This is a genomic window from Pseudomonas sp. TH08 (assembly GCF_016651275.1).
In the GTDB taxonomy this organism is placed as follows: domain Bacteria; phylum Pseudomonadota; class Gammaproteobacteria; order Pseudomonadales; family Pseudomonadaceae; genus Aquipseudomonas.
Genome location: NZ_JAEKEE010000002.1, coordinates 332575 through 353123 on the forward strand (window position 1 = coordinate 332575; position 20549 = coordinate 353123).

The following is a 20549-nucleotide window of genomic DNA, read 5'->3' on the forward strand; positions in this document are numbered from 1 at the left end:
ACTGACACTCCCTCTTCGCGAGCAGGCTCGCTCCCACAGTTGATCGGCGTCGTTCTTCACGGGGTACGGTTGCGCCGTGTTTCGATGATGTTCGGCAACTGGGATATGCGCCCCAGCAACCGCCCCAGCGCATCCAGCCCCGGAATCTCGATGGTCAGGGACATCAGCGCGGTGTTGTCCTCCTTGTTCGAGCGGGTGTTGACTGCCAGCACGTTGATGCGCTCGTTGAGCAACACCTGCGAGACGTCCCGCAACAGACCGGAACGGTCGTAGGCGCGGATGATGATGTCCACCGGATAGGTGAGCACCGGCACCGGCCCCCAGCTGACCTGAATGATCCGCTCTGGCTCGCGCCCCGACAGTTGCAGCACCGACGCACAGTCCTGACGGTGAATGCTCACGCCACGGCCCTGGGTGATGTAACCGACAATTGCATCGCCCGGCAGCGGCTGGCAGCAGCCAGCCATCTGCGTCATCAGGTTGCCGACGCCCTGAATCTGAATGTCGCCGCGCTTGCCCGGTTTGTAGCCGGTGGCTTTGCGCGGGATCAGTTCCAGCTGTTCGTTGCCGCGTTCCGGCTCGACCAGTTGTTGCGCCAGGTTGACCAACTGCGCGAGGCGCAAGTCGCCAGCACCGAGGGCGGCGAACATGTCTTCGGCGGTTTTCATGTTGGCCTTGTCGGCCAGCTTGTCGAAATCCACCGCCGGCAGACCGAGACGCGTGAGTTCGCGCTCGATCAGGGTTTTGCCGGCCGCGACGTTCTGATCACGCGCCTGCAATTTGAACCAGTGAACGATCTTCGCCCGCGCCCGCGAGGTGGTGACGTAACCGAGGTTGGAGTTCAGCCAGTCGCGGCTCGGCGTGCCGTGCTTGCTGGTGATGATCTCGACCTGCTCACCGGTCTGCAGGCTGTAGTTGAGCGGCACGATACGCCCGTTGATCTTCGCGCCACGGCAGTTGTGGCCGATTTCGGTGTGTACGCGGTAGGCGAAGTCCAGCGGTGTCGCGCCTTTGGGCAAGTCGATGGCGTGACCGTCGGGGGTGAAGATGTAGACCCGATCCGGCTCGATATCGACACGCAGCTGTTCGGCCAGACCGCCGATGTCGCCCAGTTCCTCGTGCCACTCGAGCACCTGACGCAGCCAGGAGATCTTCTCTTCGTAGTGGTTCGAACCGGATTTGACGTCGGTGCCTTTGTAGCGCCAATGCGCACAGACGCCGAGTTCGGCTTCTTCGTGCATCGAGTGCGTACGGATCTGCACCTCAAGCACTTTACCCTCAGGCCCGATCACTGCCGTGTGCAGCGAGCGGTAGCCGTTCTCTTTCGGGTTGGCGATGTAGTCGTCGAACTCTTTCGGGATATGCCGCCACAAGGTGTGGACGATACCGAGCGCGGTGTAGCAGTCGCGCATTTCCGGCACCAGCACACGCACGGCACGCACGTCGTAGATCTGGCTGAACTCCAGACCCTTGCGCTGCATTTTGCGCCAGATCGAATAGATGTGTTTGGCCCGGCCGCTGATGTCGGCGTCGACGCCGGTGGCCTGCAATTCGTCCTTGAGCTGGGTCATCACGTCAGCGATGAAACGCTCACGGTCGAGCCGCCGCTCATGGAGCAACTTGGCGATCTGTTTGTATTGATCAGGTTCCAGGTAACGGAAGGACAAGTCCTCCAGTTCCCATTTGATATGCCCGATGCCGAGCCGGTGCGCGAGCGGCGCATAGATGTCGAAGACTTCCCGGGCGACACGGTTACGCTTTTCGTCGTCGGCGGTTTTTACCGCGCGAATGGCGCAGGTACGCTCAGCCAGTTTGATCAGCGCGACGCGGACATCGTCGACCATGGCCACGAGCATCTTGCGCAGGTTTTCCACCTGCCCTTGCGTGCCCATCACCATCGACTGGCGCGGACTCAGGCTGGCACTGATGGCGGCCATGCGCTGCACGCCGTCGATCAGTTTGGTGACCACCGGGCCGAAGCGCTGGCTAACCGCCGCAAGCTCGATCTGGCCTTCACGGACGCCGCGGTACAGGACCGCGGCGACCAGCGAATCCTGATCGAGCTTGAGGTCGGCGAGAATCTCGGCGATCTCAAGGCCGGTACTGAAACTGCCGGAGCCTTCGGACCACAGATTTTTCTTGGCGTTGGACTGTTGTTCGGCCTCGCGAGCAAACTCGCAGGCTTCTTTCAAGGCTTCGCGATCCAGTGCCAGATCGACACTGACCGCGTGATCGAGCCAAGCCTCGAGATTGATACTGCCGTCAGTGTTGATCGGCTGGTGTGCTCTCACCTGTACCATGTTGCTTTACCTTCCCTACGACGCAGATTCAATGCGTCAAATCGCTGACCCTTGTTGCCCGTTTGCGCTCGCGGGGCTGGTGCGAGCGCTGACCGGACAGGTCAGACGGATTCAGACGAGCCATCCTGGCTCGCTTCAAATAACGCCATGGCCTCGACATGTGCCGTCTGAGGAAACATATCGAGAATCCCGGCACGTTTTAACCGGTAGCCCTGCTTGATCAATTCAACCGTATCGCGCGCCAGAGTTGCAGGGTTGCACGACACATACACCAACCGTTTGGCACCCAGGGTCGCGAGCTTGCGAACCACCTCGAAAGCACCGTCACGCGGTGGGTCCAAGAGTACCGCAGAAAAGCCCTTTCCGATCCACTGGGCATCGCTCAAAGGCTGGGATAAATCGGCTTGAAAAAACTTTGTGTTATGCAAATTGTTACTGGCGGCATTCGCTGCCGCACGCTCGACCATGGTCTGCACGCCTTCCACTGCCACCACTTCGCGCACGGCTTTGGCCAGCGGCAAGGCGAAGTTGCCCAGACCGCAGAACAGATCCAGCACGCGCTCGTCGCGCCCCGGTTTCAGCCAGTCCAGCGCCTGCGCCACCATTGCCTCGTTGACGCCGGCATTGACCTGGATAAAGTCGCCGGGCCGGTACGCCAAATTCAGATCCCACTGCTCCAGACGATAGCCCAGAGACTGGGTCGCATCGACCGGTTGCGGCTCGCCTTCGCCATGCAGCCACAGCTGCGCATCATGGAATAGGCAGAAGTCCTTGAGGATGCTCAGATCCGCTTCGGACAACGGCGCCATGTGCCGCAACAGCAGCGCCAATGACGAACCGCTGAACAGTTCGACATGGCCCAGAGCCTGCGGTTTGCTCAAACGACGGAGCATCTCCGGCAATCGGGTCATGATCGGTTGCAAGGGCTGTACCAGCACCGGGCATTCGCTGATCGCGACGATGTCCTGACTGCCGGCCGCGCGGAAACCCACTTCGAGTTTCTTTGCCTTCATGTCCCAGCGCACCGCAATCCGGGCGCGACGGCGATAGCCGAATTCGGGGCCGGTCAGCGGAGCTGCCCACTCTTCAGGTTCGACACCAGCAACGCGCGACAATTGCTCGGCGAGCATGCGCTGTTTCAGGGCAAGCTGTTCGCCGTGGGGCAAATGCTGAACGCTGCAACCGCCGCAACGCCCGGCATGCGGACACGGTGCCGGGCGCCGCAACTCACTGGCCTTGAACACGCGCTCGGTGCGCGCTTCGACCACTTTGCCGTGGGCGCCGATCACCCGTGCTTCGACTTCTTCACCGGCGAGGGCGCCGAGGACGAACCAGGTTTTGCCTTCGAAAAACGCGATGCCGCGACCGTCATTGGCCAGACGCTCGATGCTCAAGCGCTGCTTTTTGCCGGTCGGAATTTGCGCGGCCTTGCTGCCGCCGGTGGGCTGAAAGCGCAGGCCTCTCTCGTGCTTGGCCATCAGTTGGCCGCGTCGAAAATGCCGGTCGACAAGTAACGGTCGCCACGGTCGCAGATGATCGCGACGATCACCGCGTTTTCAACTTCTTTGGACAGGCGCAGCATCGCTGCCACCGCACCGCCCGAGGACACACCACAGAAAATGCCTTCTTCGCGGGCCAGACGACGGGTGACGTCCTCGGCCTCGCTTTGCGCCATGTCGACGATACGGTCGACGCGGTCGGCCTGATAGATCTTCGGCAGGTATTCCTGCGGCCAGCGGCGGATGCCCGGAATGGCCGAACCTTCCATCGGTTGCAGACCGACGATCTGCACGCTGTCGCTCTGCTCTTTCAAGTAGCGCGAGACGCCCATGATGGTACCGGTGGTGCCCATGGAGCTGACGAAATGGGTGATGCTGCCCTGGGTCTGACGCCAGATCTCCGGGCCAGTGGTGGTGTAGTGCGCTTCAGGGTTATCGCCATTGGCGAACTGATCGAGCACCTTGCCCCGACCTTCGGCTTCCATGCGTTGAGCGAGATCGCGAGCGCCTTCCATGCCCTCTTCCTGGCTGACCAGAATCAATTCCGCGCCGTAAGCGGTCATGGCCGCCTTACGTTCGGCGCTGGAGTTGTCCGGCATGATCAGGATCATTTTGTAACCCTTGATCGCGGCGGCCATGGCCAGCGCAATGCCGGTGTTGCCCGAAGTCGCTTCGATCAGCGTATCGCCGGCGTGAATCTGCCCGCGCAACTCGGCGCGAGTGATCATCGACAACGCCGGACGGTCCTTGACCGAACCCGCCGGGTTATTCCCTTCGAGCTTGAGCAACAGGGTATTGCTGGTGGCACCGGGCAGGCGCTGCAAACGCACCAGCGGAGTGTTGCCGACGCAATCGGCGATGGTTGGGTACTGCAGGGTCATGGCGTATTCGCAATCCAGACGTGCGGGGGCGCCTATCATACCGGCAAACCCGCGCAGGCCATATCACGCAAAGTGCGGTGCTTATGGTTTATGGGAATAAGCGGCTGGCTCGGTGCTTTCCGCTTGCGAAACATTCAAGGCGTAGAACTCATGCAACTTGGCTTGCAGGAGTTGCTTGTCTGGCAGTCGGGTCTGGTACTCAGCTATTAATGCAGGCGAAAGGCTGCGATTCAGGGAGTACTCGACGACCTCGTCTTCTTTGCTTGCGCACAGCAATACGCCGATGGCCGGATTTTCGTGGGGTTTGCGCTCACTGCGATCCAGAGCTTCCAGATAAAAGTCCAGCTTGCCCATGTACTCTGGCTCAAAACGTCCGACCTTGAGCTCAATGGCCACAAGACAGTTGAGCCCACGGTGAAAGAAGAGCAAATCGAGCGCGAAATCCCGACTGCCAACTTGCAGTGGATATTGAGAGCCGACAAAGCAGAAGTCGCGACCGAGCTCGATCAAAAACTCCTTGAGTCGACCAAGCAATCCTTGGTGCAGATCGGTTTCGGCATGGTCGCCAGGCAAGTCGAGAAACTCGACCATGTAGGAATCGCGGAATATCCCCAGTGCTGCAGGGTGAACCTGCTTTAAAGCAGCCGATGCCTTTGCCGGATCGGCGACACTTCGTTCGAACAGGGCAGCCTTGAATTGGCGTTCCAGTTCACGCTTCGACCATTTTTCCTGAACAGCCATTTTCAGGTAGAACTCCCGCTCTTCCGGGCGCTTGCTTTGTCCGAAAATGATCACGTTATGCGACCAGGATAATTGTCGCGCCAGTGGAGCGACTTTCTCCTCGCAGCGATAAATTTCATAAAACTGGCGCATGCGAAATAGATTCGACCGGGTAAAACCACGCAACCCAGGGTTTGTCTGAGCCAAATGATCAGCCAATTGACCAACCACTGAATCCCCCCACTCCGCCCGCTCAATCTTGCGACTGATATGCGCGCCTACCTGCCAATAAAGCTCAATCAGCTGTGTATTGACCGCTTGCATGGCCTTATGTCTGGAACTATGAATCAGTGCGAGCACTTCGTTGAAGCGTTCGCCATCCGGGCTGCCAGTAAGGCTGGATACAGTCATGTGCAATTCCTTGAGGATCAGGTGAGGCACGAGCCTAAACCGTTCAGAACACTAAAAATGACCGCTGATGCAGCTTGGGAAATGTCGTACAAAAGAAAGCGTGCGCTCCTGCATACTCGCAGGATTGGCCTCCACCAACGGACTACATCGCGAGCAAGCTCGCTCTTACAGGGTGCCGCAGTTCCTACACAGGTTGAGATTGAACGAGGGCTTGGGAAACGACGCTGGAATCTGTAGGAGTGAGCCTGCTCGCGATCGGTCCTGTCGGTGCAACGCCATCATCAGCCACCAACCGCAAATTCAGTCGCAACCCGGCCCCGCTGTTCTGCGCCCAAAGACGTCCACCCTGGCGCTGCACCGCATTCCTCGCAATGCTCAAGCCCAACCCGAACCCGCCATCCCCCGGTCGCGAACCGTCGAGTCGGGTAAACGGTGAAAAGATCCGCTCCAGATCCCCGTCAGCCACTCCGCCGCCCTGATCTTCGAGCCACAAATGCCAGTAATCGCCCTCGCGTCGTCCATCGAGCCGCACAATCCCGCCCGCCGGCGAATGCCGAATCGCATTACGCAAAATGTTCTCCAGCGCCTGCGCCAATGTATTCAGATTGCCGCGCACCCAGCACGAAGCCTCTACCGAACATTGCAATTGCAGACTCGGCCAGCCGCTTTCATAACATGCGTTATCCGTGAGCATTTCCCACAGTGCCTGAATCTGAATCGCCTCCTCCGGCAATGGCGTGCGGTCCGTGTCCAGCCAAGCCAATTGCAGGGTGTCTTCAACCAATCGCTGCATGCCATCGACCTCACGACCGATGCGTTCGCGCAACTGCGGCAGGCCTTGTTCACTTTCGCTGGCCACGCGCAGGCGGCTCAGCGGCGTACGCAATTCGTGGGAAAGATCTCGCAGCAGTTGCTGTTGCAGGCCGACCGTGGATTGCAGGCGCTCGGACATGGAATCAAACGCTCTGGCCAATTCACCCAGTTCATCCGGGCGCTGGGTCATGCCGCTCGACAGACGCACATTCAATTGATCGGCGCGCCAGGCATTGGCCTGCTCACGCAGGTTATTCAGTGGCACCACCAGCAAGCGATACAGCCCGACACACAGCAACAAGGTGAACAGCCCCGGAATCACGCCATTGGTGACCACTCGCCAGAACAGCCTGTATTTGCCCGGCAAAAAACGCTCGGGCAGCTCGATCACCAGACTGCCGGCGGATGGATCGTTGGGGAAAGGAATGCGCAGCCACGGCCGCCCTTGCTTGTGAATCGGCCAGTCGAGGCCGCGCAGAAAAGTCATGTGCTGAACTTCCTCCTCGTTCAACGGCGCACTGCTCAGCGACTGCAAATTACCGCTGATCACGCCGACCCAACCAGCCTCGCGCAACTCCATGCTCTGCAACCAGCTGTCGACCCCGTCACGCTCGGCGCGCTGCCAGGCGCGCTCGGCTTCGCTGGCATAACGGCTCAGCGTGCCGCGCGCCTCGTCGGAGAGAAACTGATTGCGCTCCTCCATATAGCGGCCCCACGACCAGCTCAGCCAGATCATCAGCAGACAGAATGCGACCAGCAGGCAGGCCAGTTTCCAGAACAGCGAATGCCGACCCGGCAGCTCAGACAGCTTCATCGGCGGCGCTCAATACATAACCCTTGCCCCACACCGTGCGCACTTCGCGCTCGGTATAACCGACGGCTTTGAGTTTGCGACGGATCTGGCTGATGTGCATGTCGAGGCTGCGATCGTGGGCGGCGTAGCCACGCTGCAACACGTGCTGATAAAGGAAGGCCTTGCTCAAGACTTCTTCATCATTGCGGTTGAGGGTTTCCAGCAGGCGGTATTCGCTGCGGGTCAGACCGGCCGCTTGCTCGCGGTAGAACACATCGCAGTGTTCTTCGTCGAAACGCAGCGCGCCCACCGGCACCGATGGCGCGAGCGCGGCCGGGCGACGATCAAGGGCGACCCGACGCAGGATGGCTTCGATGCGCACATGCAGCTCGGCCATGCTGAAGGGTTTGGGCAGATAATCATCGGCGCCCAAGCGGAAACCACTGATGCGGTCGGCTTCGGCGCCAAGGGCCGACATCAGCAGCACCGGCGTCGAATGGCTCTGGCGCAACTGGGTCAGCACGTTCAAGCCGTCCATACCCGGCAACAGAATATCCATCAGCACCACGTCGAACGGCTGGCGCCTGGCGATACTCAGACCTTCCTGACCGTTCTGGCACCAGGTCACCTGAAAGCCGCTGCGGCCCAGATGCTCGTGAACATAGGCACCGAGCACCGGATCGTCTTCGATGGAAAGAATGCGTGGCTGGCCAACGGAAACAGGAGTCATGAGTATCTGCAAGTAATTCTCAGTTGGGCGCGATTATTCAAGATTGCCGGGCATCGGGCAACCCAAGGTTGACCGCCCGGACAAACGCCAACCTTCGCGCAGACCGACGGCGACACTATTTTTCCGGAGATTGCCCGCGAGCAAATCGCTACACTGCGCCAATGTCGCGTGCCGGATGCACGCTTGAGTCAACAGATCAGCGGGATGCAGGAGACAGGTGTGCTCAAGAAACTGGGAATCAAAGGTCGCGTGTTATTGCTGACCTTGTTGCCAACCAGCCTGATGGCGCTGGTACTGGGTGGCTATTTCACCTGGATGCAGCAGTCCGACTTGCAGACCCAATTGATGCAGCGAGGCGAAATGATCGCCGAGCAACTGGCGCCGCTGGTGGCGCCCGCCATGGGTCATGGCAACAGTGACCTGCTCGAACGCATCGCCACTCAATCTCTCGAACAACCGGACGTGCGTGCGGTCACGTTCCTTGCGCCGGATCGCTCGCCGCTGGCCCACGCCGGGCCGACCATGCTCAATCAGGCTCCGAGCGGCGACAGCGCCCAACTGCAACGGCGCAGTGGTAATGACGCGACGCGCTACTTGATGCCGGTGTTCGGCAAGCACCGCAACCTTGCCGGCGAACTGATTCCGCAAGAGTCCGAGCGCCTGCTCGGCTGGGTCGAACTGGAGCTGTCACACAACGGCATGTTGCTGCGCGGCTATCGCAGCCTGTTTGCCAGCCTGTTGCTGATTGCCGCCGGACTGGCCGGCGCGGCACTGCTCGCGTTGCGCATGGGCCGGACGATCAACCGTCCGCTGAGCCAGATCAAACAAGCCGTCGCGCAACTCAAGGACGGCCACCTCGAAACGCGTTTGCCGCCGCTCGGCAGTCAGGAGCTGGATGAACTGGCGTCGGGCATCAACCGCATGGCCGGCACCCTGCAAAACGCCCGCGAAGAACTCCAGCACAGCGTCGATCAGGCCACCGAGGATGTGCGCCAGAACCTCGAAACCATTGAAATCCAGAACATCGAGCTCGATCTGGCGCGCAAAGAAGCGCTGGAGGCCAGCCGGATCAAATCCGAATTCCTCGCCAACATGAGCCACGAGATCCGCACGCCGCTAAACGGTATTCTCGGCTTCACGCACTTATTGCAGAAAAGCGAGCTGACCCCGCGCCAGCTCGACTACCTGGGCACTATCGAAAAATCCGCCGACAGCCTGCTAGGCATCATCAACGAGATTCTCGACTTCTCGAAGATCGAGGCCGGCAAACTGGTGCTCGACCACATTCCGTTCAACCTGCGCGATTTACTTCAAGACACCCTGACCATTCTCGCCCCTGCCGCGCACGCCAAGCAGCTTGAACTGGTCAGCCTGGTGTACCGCGACACGCCGCTGTCGCTGGTGGGTGACCCGCTGCGCCTGAAGCAGATCCTCACCAATCTGGTCAGCAACGCGATCAAGTTCACCCGCGAAGGCACCATCGTCGCCCGCGCCATGCTCGAAGAAGAAAACGACGACAGCGTGCAGTTGCGCATCAGCATTCAGGACACCGGCATCGGGCTGTCGAGTCAGGATGTGCGCGCGCTGTTCCAGGCTTTCAGCCAGGCCGACAACTCGCTGTCGCGCCAGCCCGGTGGTACCGGGTTGGGACTGGTGATTTCCAAGCGGCTGATCGAACAGATGGGCGGTGAAATCGGTGTCGACAGTACGCCGGGCGAAGGCTCGGAATTCTGGATCAGCCTGAGCCTGCCGAAAGCCCGCGACGACGCCGAGGACCTGCCGGCTGCGCCATTGCTCGGTCGCCGCGTGGCAGTGCTGGAAAACCATGAACTGGCGCGCCAGGCTCTGCAGCATCAACTGGAAGACTGTGGCCTCGACGTCACGCCGTTCAACACTCTGGAAAGCCTGAGTAACGGTGTCACTGGCGCTCATCAGACCGATCAGGCGATTGATCTGGCGGTCATCGGCATCACCAGCAACGACATGCTCCCGGAGCGTTTGAACCAGCACATCTGGGACCTCGAACACCTCGGCTGCAAAGTGCTGGTGCTGTGTCCGACCACCGAGCAGACGCTGTTTCATCTGTCGGTGCCCAACCCGCACAGTCAGCTGCAGGCCAAACCGGCCTGCACGCGCAAATTGCGTCGCGCGCTGGCCGATCTGGTCAACCCGCGTCAGCCGCGCACTGAACCGGGTGAGCCGCTGTCGAGTCGCGCGCCGCGTGTGTTGTGCGTCGATGACAACCCGGCCAACCTGTTGCTGGTGCAGACCCTGCTCGAAGACATGGGCGCCAAGGTACTTGCCGTCGAGAGCGGTTATGCAGCGGTCAAAGCGGTGCAGAGCGAATCCTTCGATCTGGTGCTGATGGATGTGCAGATGCCGGGCATGGACGGCCGCCAGAGCACCGAAACCATCCGCCAATGGGAAGGCGAACGGCATTGCACACCACTGCCGATCGTCGCCCTCACCGCCCACGCCATGGCCAACGAAAAACGTGCGCTACTGCAAAGCGGCATGGACGATTACCTGACCAAGCCGATCAGCGAACGGCAATTGGCGCAGGTCGTGCTCAAGTGGACCGGCCTGGCCCTGCGCAATCAAGGGCCGGAGCGAACCAGCGAAAGTGCGGCCGGCAATAACGAACTGCCGGTACTTGATCATGAGGAAGGCTTGCGCCTGGCCGCGGGCAAGGCTGATCTGGCGGCGGACATGCTGGCAATGCTGCTGGCGTCGCTGGAAGCCGACCGCGAAGCCATTCGCAGCGCGCGCGACAATCACGATCAGAATGCACTGCTTGAGCGGGTGCATCGTCTGCACGGCGCCACGCGTTACTGCGGCGTACCGCAATTGCGCGCGATCTGCCAACGCAGTGAGACCCTGCTCAAGCAGGACGACCCCAAAGCGGCGGCAGCACTGGACGAGCTCGAACGCTCGATCAATCGTCTCGCCACACAGGCACGGATCAGCGCCTGATCCACGGCAATACTGCTTCCGCTCAAGGGCGCTAAAGTTGTCGCGGGTGATTTCAGCCCGCGTCGATGTTCCAGGAGGGTTTCATGCGCACGATCGTTTTCAGCAGCCAGACCTACGACCGCGACAGCTTCCTCGCTGCCGACGGCCCGGCCGATATCGAACTGCACTTTCAAGCGGCCCGCCTCAGCCTCGACACCGCCGCATTGGCCGACGGGCACGAGGTCGTCTGCGCATTCATCAATGACGATCTCAGCGCGGCGGTACTGGAACGCCTGGCCGCTGGCGGCACACGTTTGATTGCCCTGCGCTCGGCGGGCTACAACCACGTTGACCTGATTGCCGCCAAACGCCTGGGAATGGCCGTCGTCCGCGTTCCGGCCTATTCGCCGCACGCAGTGGCCGAACACGCGGTGGCGTTGATCCTTGCCTTGAACCGTCGCCTGCACCGCGCCTATAACCGCACCCGCGAAGGCGATTTCAGCCTGCATGGCCTGACCGGTTTCGATCTGGTCGGCAAAACCGTCGGCATTGTCGGCACCGGGCAGATCGGCGCGACGTTTGCGAAGATCATGCACGGCTTCGGTTGTGAGTTACTGGCTTACGATCCGTATCCAAACCCGGATGTTCTGGCCTTGGGCGCGCGTTACCTGAGCCTGCCGGAGCTGCTCGCGCAATCACGGATCATCAGTCTGCACTGCCCGCTCAACGAGCAGAGCAAACACCTGATCAACCGCGACTCACTGGCACATATGCAAGCGGGCGCCATGCTGATCAACACCGGACGGGGTGGCCTGGTGGACACGCCGGCACTGATCGACGCGTTGAAAGAAGGTCAACTCGGCTATCTGGGTCTGGATGTGTATGAGGAAGAAGCCCAACTGTTTTTCGAGGACCGCTCCGACCTGCCTTTGCAGGACGATGTGCTGGCGCGCTTGCTGACCTTCCCGAACGTGATCATCACCGCGCATCAAGCCTTTCTGACGCATGAAGCGCTCGGCGCAATTGCCGCCACCACCTTGCACAACATTGCGACCTGGGCGGCCGGTACGCCGCAAAACCAGGTCGAGGGGTAAGGCGTCAGCGGCTTACAGCGAGGCCGCCAGAATCAACAGCGCCAGCCAGCCAAAACCGAAAAGACGCTGTTTCATCGAGTGCCCGCGGCGCAGCAGGAACCAGACGAACACCATCGGCAGCAGGAACACCATGATTTTCAGCCAGCCTTCCACGGGACGGCTGCCGTCTTCATTAATGTGCAGTTCAACCCCTTGCCCGACTTGCTGCTGACGTCGAGGTTGCGCCGTGGCGGACATGGCGCTCGGCAACGGTGGCGACGCTGGCGGCACAACCGCTTCCGGTACTGCCTTGTTGCGCGGCAGGCTGCCGAACGAAATCGTCGATGCCCGTGCAGGCGCCGCTACAGTCTGCGCGTGAGCGTGAGCTGCCTGCTGCGCCATCGGAGCGCCGCAGTGAATGCACGCGGCGGCTTGCGAACTGATGCTGCGCTTGCATTCATAACATTCGATCAGCGCCATGTTCCGTTCCTTCAGAGTCGAGGGCGGCAGTTTGCCATGGGGCCGAGTCGATTTGAACCTGATCGAAGGTCGCACGCGCACATCATTCTGCAACCGGGCCCGTGCTAGCATGTCGCGCATATTTGGAGGACCCATGGTCGAACACGATTTCCGCTACAACCTGATGAACCCGCAACACACCCTCACCGAATGCCGCGCCCTGGTTCCGGGCCGCTATCAAGTGACCGGCAACGGTGGCTCGATTCGCATCGGTGACGCGCTGTTGGTCACGCTCAAAGGCAGCAAGGATTTGTCCATGCGCCTGACCGTCGAAACCGTCCGCCACCTGATCAATCCGCCGGGTCAATGGACCGCAATGACCACTGGCCCGGTATTCGGCGAATTGGCGATCCACACCTGGCAGGTCAACTGCGACAGCTGCGCCAAAGAGCTGAGCTTTGAATTTGCCGTCGACGCCAAGCTGGGTAAAACCGCTGAAAAACCGGCAGCTACCGCCCGCATCGCCGAGCTGGGCTGGAAAGCCGTTGGCGACAAGCACCTGTGCCCGAAATGCCAGGAGCCTGCGTGATGAAACGCCTTGCCCTGACCGCTCTGGTCGGTGCCGGCCTTGTAGGCTGCGCCGCGGAGCCTGTGCAACTGCAACAGAACCGCAGCTACATTCTGGAGTGGATCGGCGAGCGGCCATTGATGGATTACAGCCACCTGACCGTCACCCTCGGCGATGACGGCCGCGCTTACGGCAACGGCGGCTGCAACCATTGGTTTGCGCCGTACACGCTGGACGGCGACAAGATCAGCTTCGGCAAGATCGGCAAGACCCGCAAACTCTGCGCACCGGCGTTGATGGAGCAGGAGCAACGCTTCCTGCAGGCGCTGGAACATGTCGAGCGCTGGGACATTTCGCCGATCGAGCAGATGCGGTTCTGGCCGGCGGAAGGCAAGCCGTTGCGGTGGTGGCTGGAAGAGGGTTAAGTCCTCTTCAATGCGCTGAGGTGTATTTGTGGCGAGGGGATTTATCCCCGTTGGGTCGCGAAGCGGCCCCCGCTGAGTGTCAGGCAAACGGCAAGCTCAGGTTTCAGGGCTGCTACGCAGCCCAACGGGGATAAATCCCCTCGCCACATCAAGCTCCTTCACCACAAAAAACTCGGCGGGCTCACTTGGTCGCCTGCAACGCTTCGAGTTTGGCCATCACTCCCGCCGCCGTCTGCTCACCCATCAACTGTTCACGCACTTTGCCCTTGTTGTCGATGATGTACGTCACCGGCAAGGCTTCACTGCGCGGCAGCTCGAACAGTTCCGCCGGATCCTGCGCCAGCACGGTGAACTTGATGCCGAGCTTCTCGCTGGCGTCCTTCAACTCGACACCCTGCACATTGTCGAAGTTGACCCCGAATACCCCGACATTCTTGCTCTTGAGTTCGTCAGCCAAATGGTTGAGCTCGGGAATTTCCGTGCGGCACGGACCACACCATTCGGCCCAGTAATTGAGTACGACCCATTGTTTGTCCAAACGCTCGGAGGCGACTTTCTGACCGTTCTGGTCGATACCGTAATCATTGCCGCAGCCCCCCAGCATCAACGCCCCGATTATCGTCAATGCCGCTGCCAATCGCCGTGTCATGTCGTGTTCCTTGTGAAAATTTGAAGGCGCCTGCGACCCATCGCCTCTGACGGTTCTGGATTGTGCGCTGCACAGTTAGAATAGCCGCCACTTTACGCCAGAAGCGACCCGCCATGACCGATCTGACGCTTTATCACAATCCGCGCTGCTCGAAATCCCGCGGCGCGCTGGAACTTCTTGAAGCTCGCGGCTTGACGCCAAACGTCGTGCGCTACCTCGAAACCCCGCTGAACGCGGCGCAAATCAAGGCCCTGCTCGGCAAGCTGGAGATCAGCGCACGGCAACTGCTGCGCACTGGGGAAGATGAATACAAAATGCTTCAGCTCGCTGACGAAAGCCTCAGCGAAGCGCAATTGATCGCTGCCATCGCCGAACATCCAAAGCTGATGGAGCGGCCGATTCTTGAAGTCGGCGACAAAGCCATCATCGGCCGTCCACCGGAAAACATTCTGGAGTTGTTGCCGTGAGCGCGCCGTACATTCTGGTGCTGTATTACAGCCGCAACGGCTCGACCAACGAGATGGCCCGACAGATTGCCCGTGGTGTCGAACAGGCCGGCCTCGAAGCCCGCCTGCGCACCGTGCCGGCGATCTCCACCGAGTGCGAAGCAGTCGCGCCGCAGATCCCGGATGAAGGCGCGCTCTACGCGACCCTCGATGACCTGAAGAATTGCGCCGGTCTGGCCCTCGGCAGTCCGACGCGTTTCGGCAACATGGCCGCGCCACTGAAGTACTTTCTCGATGGCACCAGCAACCTGTGGCTGACCGGCGCACTGGTCGGCAAGCCGGCCGGCGTGTTCACTTCTACCGCCAGCCTGCATGGCGGCCAGGAGACCACCCTGCTGTCGATGATGCTGCCGCTGCTGCACCACGGCATGCTGATCACCGGCCTGCCTTACAGCGAATCGGCATTGCTCGAAACCCAGGGGGGTGGCACGCCTTATGGCGCCAGCCACCACGCGGGGGCGGACGGCAAAAGTGGCCTCGATCAGCACGAAGTGGCGTTGTGTCGCGCGCTCGGTCTGCGTCTGGCCAAGACTGCGCAGAAACTGGAGGGCTGACGGTGGCGAAGAAGCCGAAAATCCTGCCCTCGGTCGCATGGCTGGAGCCGCGCGTGAAGGCCATGCGGGTGATCAGTCTGCTGAGCTTTTTCGCTCTGGCCGGATTACTCGCCGCTTATTACCTGGTGTTCGCTGACCTGCATGGCGCGCGGCCCTGGGTGATTCTGCTGGTCGAGTTGATCCCGTGGATCGTCCTTGCGCCAGCGATGATCATGGGGAGCGCGCGGGCTCACTCGTGGATGTGCTTTGTGGTGAATCTGTATTTCATCAAAGGCGCACTGGCGGCGTACGACCCGAACCGGCAGCTGTTTGGTGTGCTGGAGATGGCAGCGAGCCTGGCGGTGTTCTGCTCGGCGCTGCTGTATGTGCGCTGGCGGTATCAGTTGAATCGCAAACTGGCGGGTGAAGGCGAGATCAGCGTCACCTGACACTCCGCCATCGCGAGCAGGCTCACTCCTACAAGGGATAGGTGTTCACACCCCCTGTAGGAGTGAGCCTGCTCGCGATTGGGCCGACTCGGTCTCAATGGTTGACGGTATACGCGAGCATCATCGAAATCTGGCTCATCGCTCGCCCGCCACTCTGTTCGTGCCATTGATTGAACACGTCCTGCACCATCGCCAGATCGCGCTGACTGGTCGGCACCTTGTCGACGATCTTCTGCGCATTCAGCGCCGCGACCACGTCGTAGCTCGGCACGAACGTATCCTTGCCGACCATGCGCAAAAACCGTGGCGCCGACAGCCCGCCCAGTTGATGGCCGTGCTTTTTCAGGTACGTCCACAGACCGACGATATCCGTCACCGGCCAGTCAGCGATCAGCGCGCCGAAACTGCCCTTGTCTTTCTCGACATCGAGAATGAACTGCGCATTGCGTGGCACGCTTTTGAGCTTGCCCAGGTGGCGGATAATTCGCGCGTCCTGCATCAGGCGTTCAAGGTGTTCGGCACTCATCAGCACGACTTTTTCCGGGTCGAACTTGAAGAACACTTCTTCGAAAGCCGGCCACTTGGCGTCGACCAGACTGTGCTTGAGCCCGGCACGGAACACCCGCAGGGCCATGGTCGAAAGGTAGCGGTCGTCGCTGATTTTGCGCAGTTGCGCCGGGGTCTTGGGAACGGGCAGATGGGCTTCCAGTTCAGCTGCCGAACCGAAGCGGTTCAGACAGTATTCGTGCAGCCACTTGTAATCGCGCATGCCCTCTCCTGGTTAATTGAATAAAAAAACTGATGTCGGGCCCTGTGGCGAGGGGATTCATCCCCGTTGGAGCGCGAAGCGCTCCCAGAATAGACTGGGGCTGCTGCGCAGCCCAACGGGGCGGTGCGACGTTTCGCTAAATCCCCTCACCACAGGCCACTCCCACAGCTTTGATTAGAGGTTGACCACGTTGACGAAGCGCGAAGCCGCCGTCTCGTCGATCTTCAGGCTGGTGAAGTCGAACAGGTTGCGGTCGGCCAGTTGCGACGGGATCACGTTCTGCAGACTGCGGAAGATGCTTTCAGTTCGACCGGGCGTCTTGCGTTCCCAGTCCAGAAGCATTTCCTTGACCACCTGACGCTGCAGGTTTTCCTGCGAACCGCAGAGGTTGCACGGGATGATCGGGAATGCCTTCAAGTCCGAATAGGCCTGAATGTCTTTCTCGTTGCAGTAGGCCAGCGGGCGGATCACCACGTTGCGGCCGTCATCGGCGCGCAGCTTCGGTGGCATCGCCTTGAGGCTGCCGTTGAAGAACATGTTGAGGAAAAACGTCTCGACGATGTCGTCACGGTGATGACCGAGGGCCATTTTGGTCGCGCCGATTTCGTCGGCGAAGGTGTACAGCGTGCCGCGACGCAGGCGCGAGCACAGCGAGCACGTGGTCTTGCCTTCCGGGATCAGTTCCTTGACCACCGAGTACGTGTCTTTCTCGACGATGTGGTACTCGACACCCAACTCTTTCAGATAGGCCGGCAGCACGTGCTCGGGAAAGCCCGGCTGTTTCTGGTCCATGTTCACCGCGACGATCTCGAACTTGATCGGCGCAACCTTCTGCAGGTGCAGCAGCACATCAAGCATGGTGTAGCTGTCCTTGCCCCCGGACAGGCAGACCATGACCTTGTCGCCGTCTTCAATCATGTTGAAGTCAGCAACCGCTTCGCCGGCCTGACGGCGCAGACGCTTTTGCAGTTTGTTCTGGTTGACCGTAAGAGTGCCCATGACGCGAAATCCGTGAGGTGTGACGAAAGGCCGGCATTTTACGCAAAAAAACCGGCGGGGGCGAAGGGCCGTGGGTCTGTCCCTTCAAGTCATTTTCACTCAAACCTTGTGGCGAGGGGATTTATCCCCGTTGGGTTGCGAAGCAGCCCCAAAACCTGCGACCTCGGTTTGCCTGACACTGTGCGGTGTATTGCTTGGCGACTGCCGCGCAGCCGAACGGGGATAAATCCCCTCGCCACAAAAGTGTTTCAAGCTCAAAAATGCCTTCCCCGCAAGACCTCAAGGCGATTAAGCCATGTGTTTACAGCGCGATTTGCTCTAAGCCCCTATTACCTGTGCGGTTAAGTCCTTTCTATACTGCGACATAAGGTCGCACACATCTAAAGACCTGAATTTGCTCGGCCTCGTTGGCCCGTAGGCGCTCCGTTGGGGGGCGATGGCAATAACAAGAGGAGTGACTGGCATGATCCATCACGTAGTGGGACTTTTTACCCACCCCGATCAGGAATGGAAGGAAATCCGTGGCGACCAAGAGGAAAGCATCAGCCACATGTACCTGACGCACACGCTGATTCTGGCGGCGATCCCCGCTGTCTCGGCGTTTATCGGAACCACGCAGGTCGGCTGGGTGATCGGCAACCGCGCGCCGGTGATGCTCACCGTTGAAAGCGCTGTGTGGATGACCGTCATGTCGTACCTGGCAATGCTCGGCGGTGTCGCGGTGATGGGTGCCTTCGTGCACTGGATGGCCCGCACTTACGACGCCAACCCGAGCCTGGCCCGTTGCGTGGCCTTCGCCACTTACACCGCGACACCGTTGTTTGTCGGTGGGCTGGCGGCGCTGTACCCGCATATGTGGCTGGGGATGATCGTCGGCACAGCGGCCATCTGCTACACGGTTTACCTGTTGTATGTGGGGCTGCCGACCTTCATGAATATTCCGTCGGATGAAGGTTTTCTGTTCTCGAGCTCGGTACTGGCGGTGGGTCTGGTGGTACTGGTCGCCATCATGGCGTTCACCGTGATTGTCTGGGGACTGGGCGTTGGTCCCGTCTATACGAACTGACACGACAGACTAACCAGAGGCCGCCGCGAGGCGGCCTTGTCATTTGCAGGATGACCATTCGGCAGCTCGGCGATTCGCAAGTCCTCAGGGTTGCGGCATACTCGACGCCTCTGGAGATCCATCAAGCATGCCCGAGCAACTCAATACCCGCGTCGAAGACTGTTACCAACTCGCTGAATCCTTTTTCAAACGTCATTTCCCACGCCCCGTCGTCAGTCTCAAGCTGCGCGGGCAAAAAGCCGGTGTCGCGCATCTGCACGAGAATCTGCTGCGCTTCAATCCGCAGCTGTACCGGGAAAACACCGAGCACTTCCTCAAGCAGACCGTGGCCCACGAAGTCGCGCACTTGATCGCCCACCAATTGTTTGGCGACCGTATCCAGCCGCATGGCGAAGAGTGGCAATTGATCATGCGCGGCGTTTACGAACTGCCACCGGATCGTTGCCACACTTATGCGATCAAGCGCCGCAGTGTGACGCGCTATATCTACAAGTGCCCGTGTGTGGACAGTGATTTTCCATTCTCGGCGCAGCGCCATAGTTTGGTGCGGCAGGGCCGGCGGTACTTGTGTCGCCGATGCCGCAACACGTTGGTGTTCAGTGGTGAGATGCGGGTGGAATGATCACAATCTGTGTCGGTCACACTGACCTCTTCGCGAGCAGGCTCGCTCCCACCTTGAAATGCATTCACCTGTGGGAGTGAGCCTGCTCGCGAAAGAGCCGGTATAGGCGCTAGAGAATGACCTTGGCTGAACGCAATTCAGCAATCCGCTCAGCACTAAATCCCAACTCCGCCAACACCTGATCCGTATGCTGCCCCAACGCCGCGCCAACATGCCGCGGCGCCGGCAACGTTTCGGAGAACTTCAATGGACAGGCCATCTGCGCCTGCGCCGTGCCATCCCCACGCGGCACCTGCGTCACCAGTTCACGCGCCTGCAACTGCGGATGGCGCACGGCCTCACCGACACTCAACACCGGCTCGACACACGCATCGATCCCAGCGAATAGCTCGCACAGTTCAGTAAAATCATGCTTCTCGAACTCGACCTTCAACGCCTCTTTCAACGCTTGCTGCTGCTCGGGCCTGGGTGACAACCCCTGCGCCGCCAACTCCGGCCGCCCCAGTGCCGAACACAGTTGTTGCATGAACCCCGGTTCCAGACTGCCCACCGACATCCAGCGCCCATCCCGCGAACGGTAATAGTCGTAAAAGCTGCCGCCATTGAGCATCTGATCTTCCCACTCAGGCTCAACGCCACAAGCCAGATAACCCGCACCGGCCATGGCATTCAGGCTGAACGCGCAATCGGTCATGCTCACGTCCAGGTGCGTGCCCTGCCCGCTCTGTTGTCGGGCAATTACCGCCGCGAGCAGACCGATCACGCCATGCAGCGAGCCGCCGGCGATATCCGCCACCTGCATGCCCAGCGGCAACGGCCCGCTGTCGGCGCGGCCGGTGTAGCTGGAGAGCCCGGCCAGCGCCAGGTAATTGATGTCGTGCCCGGCGCGATCCTTGTACGGCCCGGTCTGGCCGTAACCGGTGATCGATACGTAAATCAGCTTCGGGTTGATCGCCTTCAACGCTTCGTAACCCAGGCCCAGACGCTCCATCACACCGGGGCGAAATTGCTCCAGGACGATGTCGTAATCGGCCAGCAACTGCTTGATCACGTCCAGCGCCTCGGGCTGCTTCAGGTCCAGCGCCAGGCTGCGTTTATTGCGGTTCAGATACGCATGACTGGCCGATACCCCACCATCATGCGGCGGCAAGACCCGCAGCAGATCCATGCGCGTCGGCGATTCGATACGCAGTACGTCGGCGCCCATGTCCGCCAGCAACAGCGAGGCGAAGGGGCCGGGCAACAACGTCGAGAAATCGAGAATCTTCAGTGAGGCCAGCGGTGCAGACATGGGCAAGCTCCTTGGACGATGCACTCAGCCTAGGCAGCCAT

20 protein-coding genes are annotated in these 20549 nt (G+C 60.3%); 9 read left to right on the plus strand and 11 right to left on the minus strand.

Annotation, left to right across the window (positions count from 1 at the left end; all coding sequences use genetic code 11):
- Positions 1-56: 56 nt before the first annotated feature.
- From relA to JFT91_RS11225, 6 genes are all read right to left on the minus strand, one after another.
- A complete protein-coding gene (relA, locus tag JFT91_RS11200; protein ID WP_201147687.1) occupies positions 57-2300 on the minus strand; it encodes a GTP diphosphokinase in 2244 nt (747 codons plus the stop codon).
- A 101-nt stretch (positions 2301-2401) separates the two neighbouring features.
- Complete coding sequence (gene rlmD / locus JFT91_RS11205; protein ID WP_201232417.1) at positions 2402-3778, minus strand: 23S rRNA (uracil(1939)-C(5))-methyltransferase RlmD; 1377 nt, start codon at positions 3776-3778, stop codon at positions 2402-2404.
- On the minus strand, positions 3778-4680 hold the full coding sequence (gene cysM, locus JFT91_RS11210; protein WP_201232634.1) for a cysteine synthase CysM: 903 nt from the start codon (positions 4678-4680) through the stop codon (positions 3778-3780). Before cysM ends, rlmD begins: the two co-directional genes overlap by 1 nt.
- A gap of 81 nt (positions 4681-4761) precedes the next feature.
- The gene (locus tag JFT91_RS11215; protein WP_201205855.1) at positions 4762-5811 is read right to left on the minus strand and encodes a PDDEXK nuclease domain-containing protein; all 1050 of its coding nucleotides are present in this window, start codon (positions 5809-5811) and stop codon (positions 4762-4764) included.
- A 184-nt stretch (positions 5812-5995) separates the two neighbouring features.
- On the minus strand, positions 5996-7438 hold the full coding sequence (locus JFT91_RS11220) for a sensor histidine kinase (RefSeq protein ID WP_201232418.1): 1443 nt from the start codon (positions 7436-7438) through the stop codon (positions 5996-5998).
- The gene (locus tag JFT91_RS11225) at positions 7425-8147 is read right to left on the minus strand and encodes a response regulator transcription factor (RefSeq protein ID WP_201231067.1); all 723 of its coding nucleotides are present in this window, start codon (positions 8145-8147) and stop codon (positions 7425-7427) included. The genes JFT91_RS11220 and JFT91_RS11225 overlap by 14 nt, the downstream gene beginning before the upstream one ends.
- A gap of 219 nt (positions 8148-8366) precedes the next feature.
- On the opposite strand from JFT91_RS11225, the gene JFT91_RS11230 reads away from it, so the two are divergent.
- Both JFT91_RS11230 and JFT91_RS11235 read left to right on the plus strand, forming a co-directional pair.
- Positions 8367-11120 (plus strand): response regulator, encoded by a 2754-nt coding sequence (locus tag JFT91_RS11230; protein WP_201231068.1) that lies wholly within the window; start codon positions 8367-8369, stop codon positions 11118-11120.
- An 83-nt stretch (positions 11121-11203) separates the two neighbouring features.
- Positions 11204-12193: a 2-hydroxyacid dehydrogenase gene (locus JFT91_RS11235; protein ID WP_201231069.1), complete on the plus strand. Its 990-nt coding sequence runs from the start codon at positions 11204-11206 to the stop codon at positions 12191-12193.
- Positions 12194-12205: 12 nt separating this feature from the next.
- Here the strand turns inward: JFT91_RS11235 and JFT91_RS11240 are convergent, their stop codons facing one another.
- Positions 12206-12652: a hypothetical protein gene (locus JFT91_RS11240; RefSeq protein WP_201231070.1), complete on the minus strand. Its 447-nt coding sequence runs from the start codon at positions 12650-12652 to the stop codon at positions 12206-12208.
- A 133-nt stretch (positions 12653-12785) separates the two neighbouring features.
- On the opposite strand from JFT91_RS11240, the gene JFT91_RS11245 reads away from it, so the two are divergent.
- Complete coding sequence (locus JFT91_RS11245) at positions 12786-13220, plus strand: hypothetical protein (protein ID WP_008079168.1); 435 nt, start codon at positions 12786-12788, stop codon at positions 13218-13220.
- A complete protein-coding gene (locus JFT91_RS11250; protein WP_201232419.1) occupies positions 13220-13624 on the plus strand; it encodes an META domain-containing protein in 405 nt (134 codons plus the stop codon). Before JFT91_RS11245 ends, JFT91_RS11250 begins: the two co-directional genes overlap by 1 nt.
- Before the next feature lie 181 nt (positions 13625-13805).
- Here JFT91_RS11250 and JFT91_RS11255 read toward each other — a convergent pair whose 3' ends face one another.
- Positions 13806-14273, minus strand: a complete 468-nt coding sequence (locus JFT91_RS11255; protein ID WP_007917494.1) for a TlpA disulfide reductase family protein — start codon at positions 14271-14273, stop codon at positions 13806-13808.
- A 113-nt stretch (positions 14274-14386) separates the two neighbouring features.
- On the opposite strand from JFT91_RS11255, the gene arsC reads away from it, so the two are divergent.
- From arsC to JFT91_RS11270, 3 genes are read left to right on the plus strand one after another with little or no spacing between them, the layout of a single operon-like run.
- Entirely contained in the window at positions 14387-14740 is a 354-nt protein-coding gene (gene arsC / locus JFT91_RS11260) for an arsenate reductase (glutaredoxin) (protein ID WP_201232420.1), read from the plus strand.
- Positions 14737-15333, plus strand: a complete 597-nt coding sequence (wrbA, locus tag JFT91_RS11265) for an NAD(P)H:quinone oxidoreductase (RefSeq protein WP_201231073.1) — start codon at positions 14737-14739, stop codon at positions 15331-15333. The genes arsC and wrbA overlap by 4 nt, the downstream gene beginning before the upstream one ends.
- Before the next feature lie 2 nt (positions 15334-15335).
- Positions 15336-15761 (plus strand): DUF2069 domain-containing protein, encoded by a 426-nt coding sequence (locus JFT91_RS11270; protein ID WP_201231074.1) that lies wholly within the window; start codon positions 15336-15338, stop codon positions 15759-15761.
- A gap of 94 nt (positions 15762-15855) precedes the next feature.
- On the opposite strand, the gene JFT91_RS11275 is transcribed toward JFT91_RS11270, so the two are convergent.
- Complete coding sequence (locus JFT91_RS11275) at positions 15856-16530, minus strand: DNA-3-methyladenine glycosylase I (RefSeq protein ID WP_201232421.1); 675 nt, start codon at positions 16528-16530, stop codon at positions 15856-15858.
- Positions 16531-16704: 174 nt separating this feature from the next.
- Entirely contained in the window at positions 16705-17529 is an 825-nt protein-coding gene (gene ttcA / locus JFT91_RS11280; RefSeq protein ID WP_201232422.1) for a tRNA 2-thiocytidine(32) synthetase TtcA, read from the minus strand.
- A 463-nt stretch (positions 17530-17992) separates the two neighbouring features.
- On the opposite strand from ttcA, the gene JFT91_RS11285 reads away from it, so the two are divergent.
- Complete coding sequence (locus JFT91_RS11285; RefSeq protein ID WP_201231077.1) at positions 17993-18595, plus strand: Yip1 family protein; 603 nt, start codon at positions 17993-17995, stop codon at positions 18593-18595.
- Between the two features lie 127 nt (positions 18596-18722).
- Entirely contained in the window at positions 18723-19217 is a 495-nt protein-coding gene (locus JFT91_RS11290; protein WP_201231078.1) for a SprT family zinc-dependent metalloprotease, read from the plus strand.
- Positions 19218-19326: 109 nt separating this feature from the next.
- Here the strand turns inward: JFT91_RS11290 and JFT91_RS11295 are convergent, their stop codons facing one another.
- Positions 19327-20508, minus strand: coding sequence for a CaiB/BaiF CoA transferase family protein (locus JFT91_RS11295; protein ID WP_201232423.1), 1182 nt, complete (start codon positions 20506-20508; stop codon positions 19327-19329).
- Between the last annotated feature and the right edge of the window lie 41 nt (positions 20509-20549).

Bases quoted from the DNA above. Each gene is read 5' to 3' on its own strand.
- relA (WP_201147687.1), bottom strand. From the start codon at position 2,300: ATGGTACAGGTGAGAGCACACCAGCCGATCAACACTGACGGCAGTATC.
- rlmD (WP_201232417.1), bottom strand. From the start codon at position 3,778: ATGGCCAAGCACGAGAGAGGCCTGCGCTTTCAGCCCACCGGCGGCAGC.
- cysM (WP_201232634.1), bottom strand. From the start codon at position 4,680: ATGACCCTGCAGTACCCAACCATCGCCGATTGCGTCGGCAACACTCCG.
- JFT91_RS11215 (WP_201205855.1), bottom strand. From the start codon at position 5,811: ATGACTGTATCCAGCCTTACTGGCAGCCCGGATGGCGAACGCTTCAAC.
- JFT91_RS11220 (WP_201232418.1), bottom strand. From the start codon at position 7,438: ATGAAGCTGTCTGAGCTGCCGGGTCGGCATTCGCTGTTCTGGAAACTG.
- JFT91_RS11225 (WP_201231067.1), bottom strand. From the start codon at position 8,147: ATGACTCCTGTTTCCGTTGGCCAGCCACGCATTCTTTCCATCGAAGAC.
- JFT91_RS11235 (WP_201231069.1), top strand. From the start codon at position 11,204: ATGCGCACGATCGTTTTCAGCAGCCAGACCTACGACCGCGACAGCTTC.
- JFT91_RS11240 (WP_201231070.1), bottom strand. From the start codon at position 12,652: ATGGCGCTGATCGAATGTTATGAATGCAAGCGCAGCATCAGTTCGCAA.
- JFT91_RS11245 (WP_008079168.1), top strand. From the start codon at position 12,786: ATGGTCGAACACGATTTCCGCTACAACCTGATGAACCCGCAACACACC.
- JFT91_RS11250 (WP_201232419.1), top strand. From the start codon at position 13,220: ATGAAACGCCTTGCCCTGACCGCTCTGGTCGGTGCCGGCCTTGTAGGC.
- JFT91_RS11255 (WP_007917494.1), bottom strand. From the start codon at position 14,273: ATGACACGGCGATTGGCAGCGGCATTGACGATAATCGGGGCGTTGATG.
- arsC (WP_201232420.1), top strand. From the start codon at position 14,387: ATGACCGATCTGACGCTTTATCACAATCCGCGCTGCTCGAAATCCCGC.
- JFT91_RS11275 (WP_201232421.1), bottom strand. From the start codon at position 16,530: ATGCGCGATTACAAGTGGCTGCACGAATACTGTCTGAACCGCTTCGGT.
- ttcA (WP_201232422.1), bottom strand. From the start codon at position 17,529: ATGGGCACTCTTACGGTCAACCAGAACAAACTGCAAAAGCGTCTGCGC.
- JFT91_RS11285 (WP_201231077.1), top strand. From the start codon at position 17,993: ATGATCCATCACGTAGTGGGACTTTTTACCCACCCCGATCAGGAATGG.
- JFT91_RS11290 (WP_201231078.1), top strand. From the start codon at position 18,723: ATGCCCGAGCAACTCAATACCCGCGTCGAAGACTGTTACCAACTCGCT.
- JFT91_RS11295 (WP_201232423.1), bottom strand. From the start codon at position 20,508: ATGTCTGCACCGCTGGCCTCACTGAAGATTCTCGATTTCTCGACGTTG.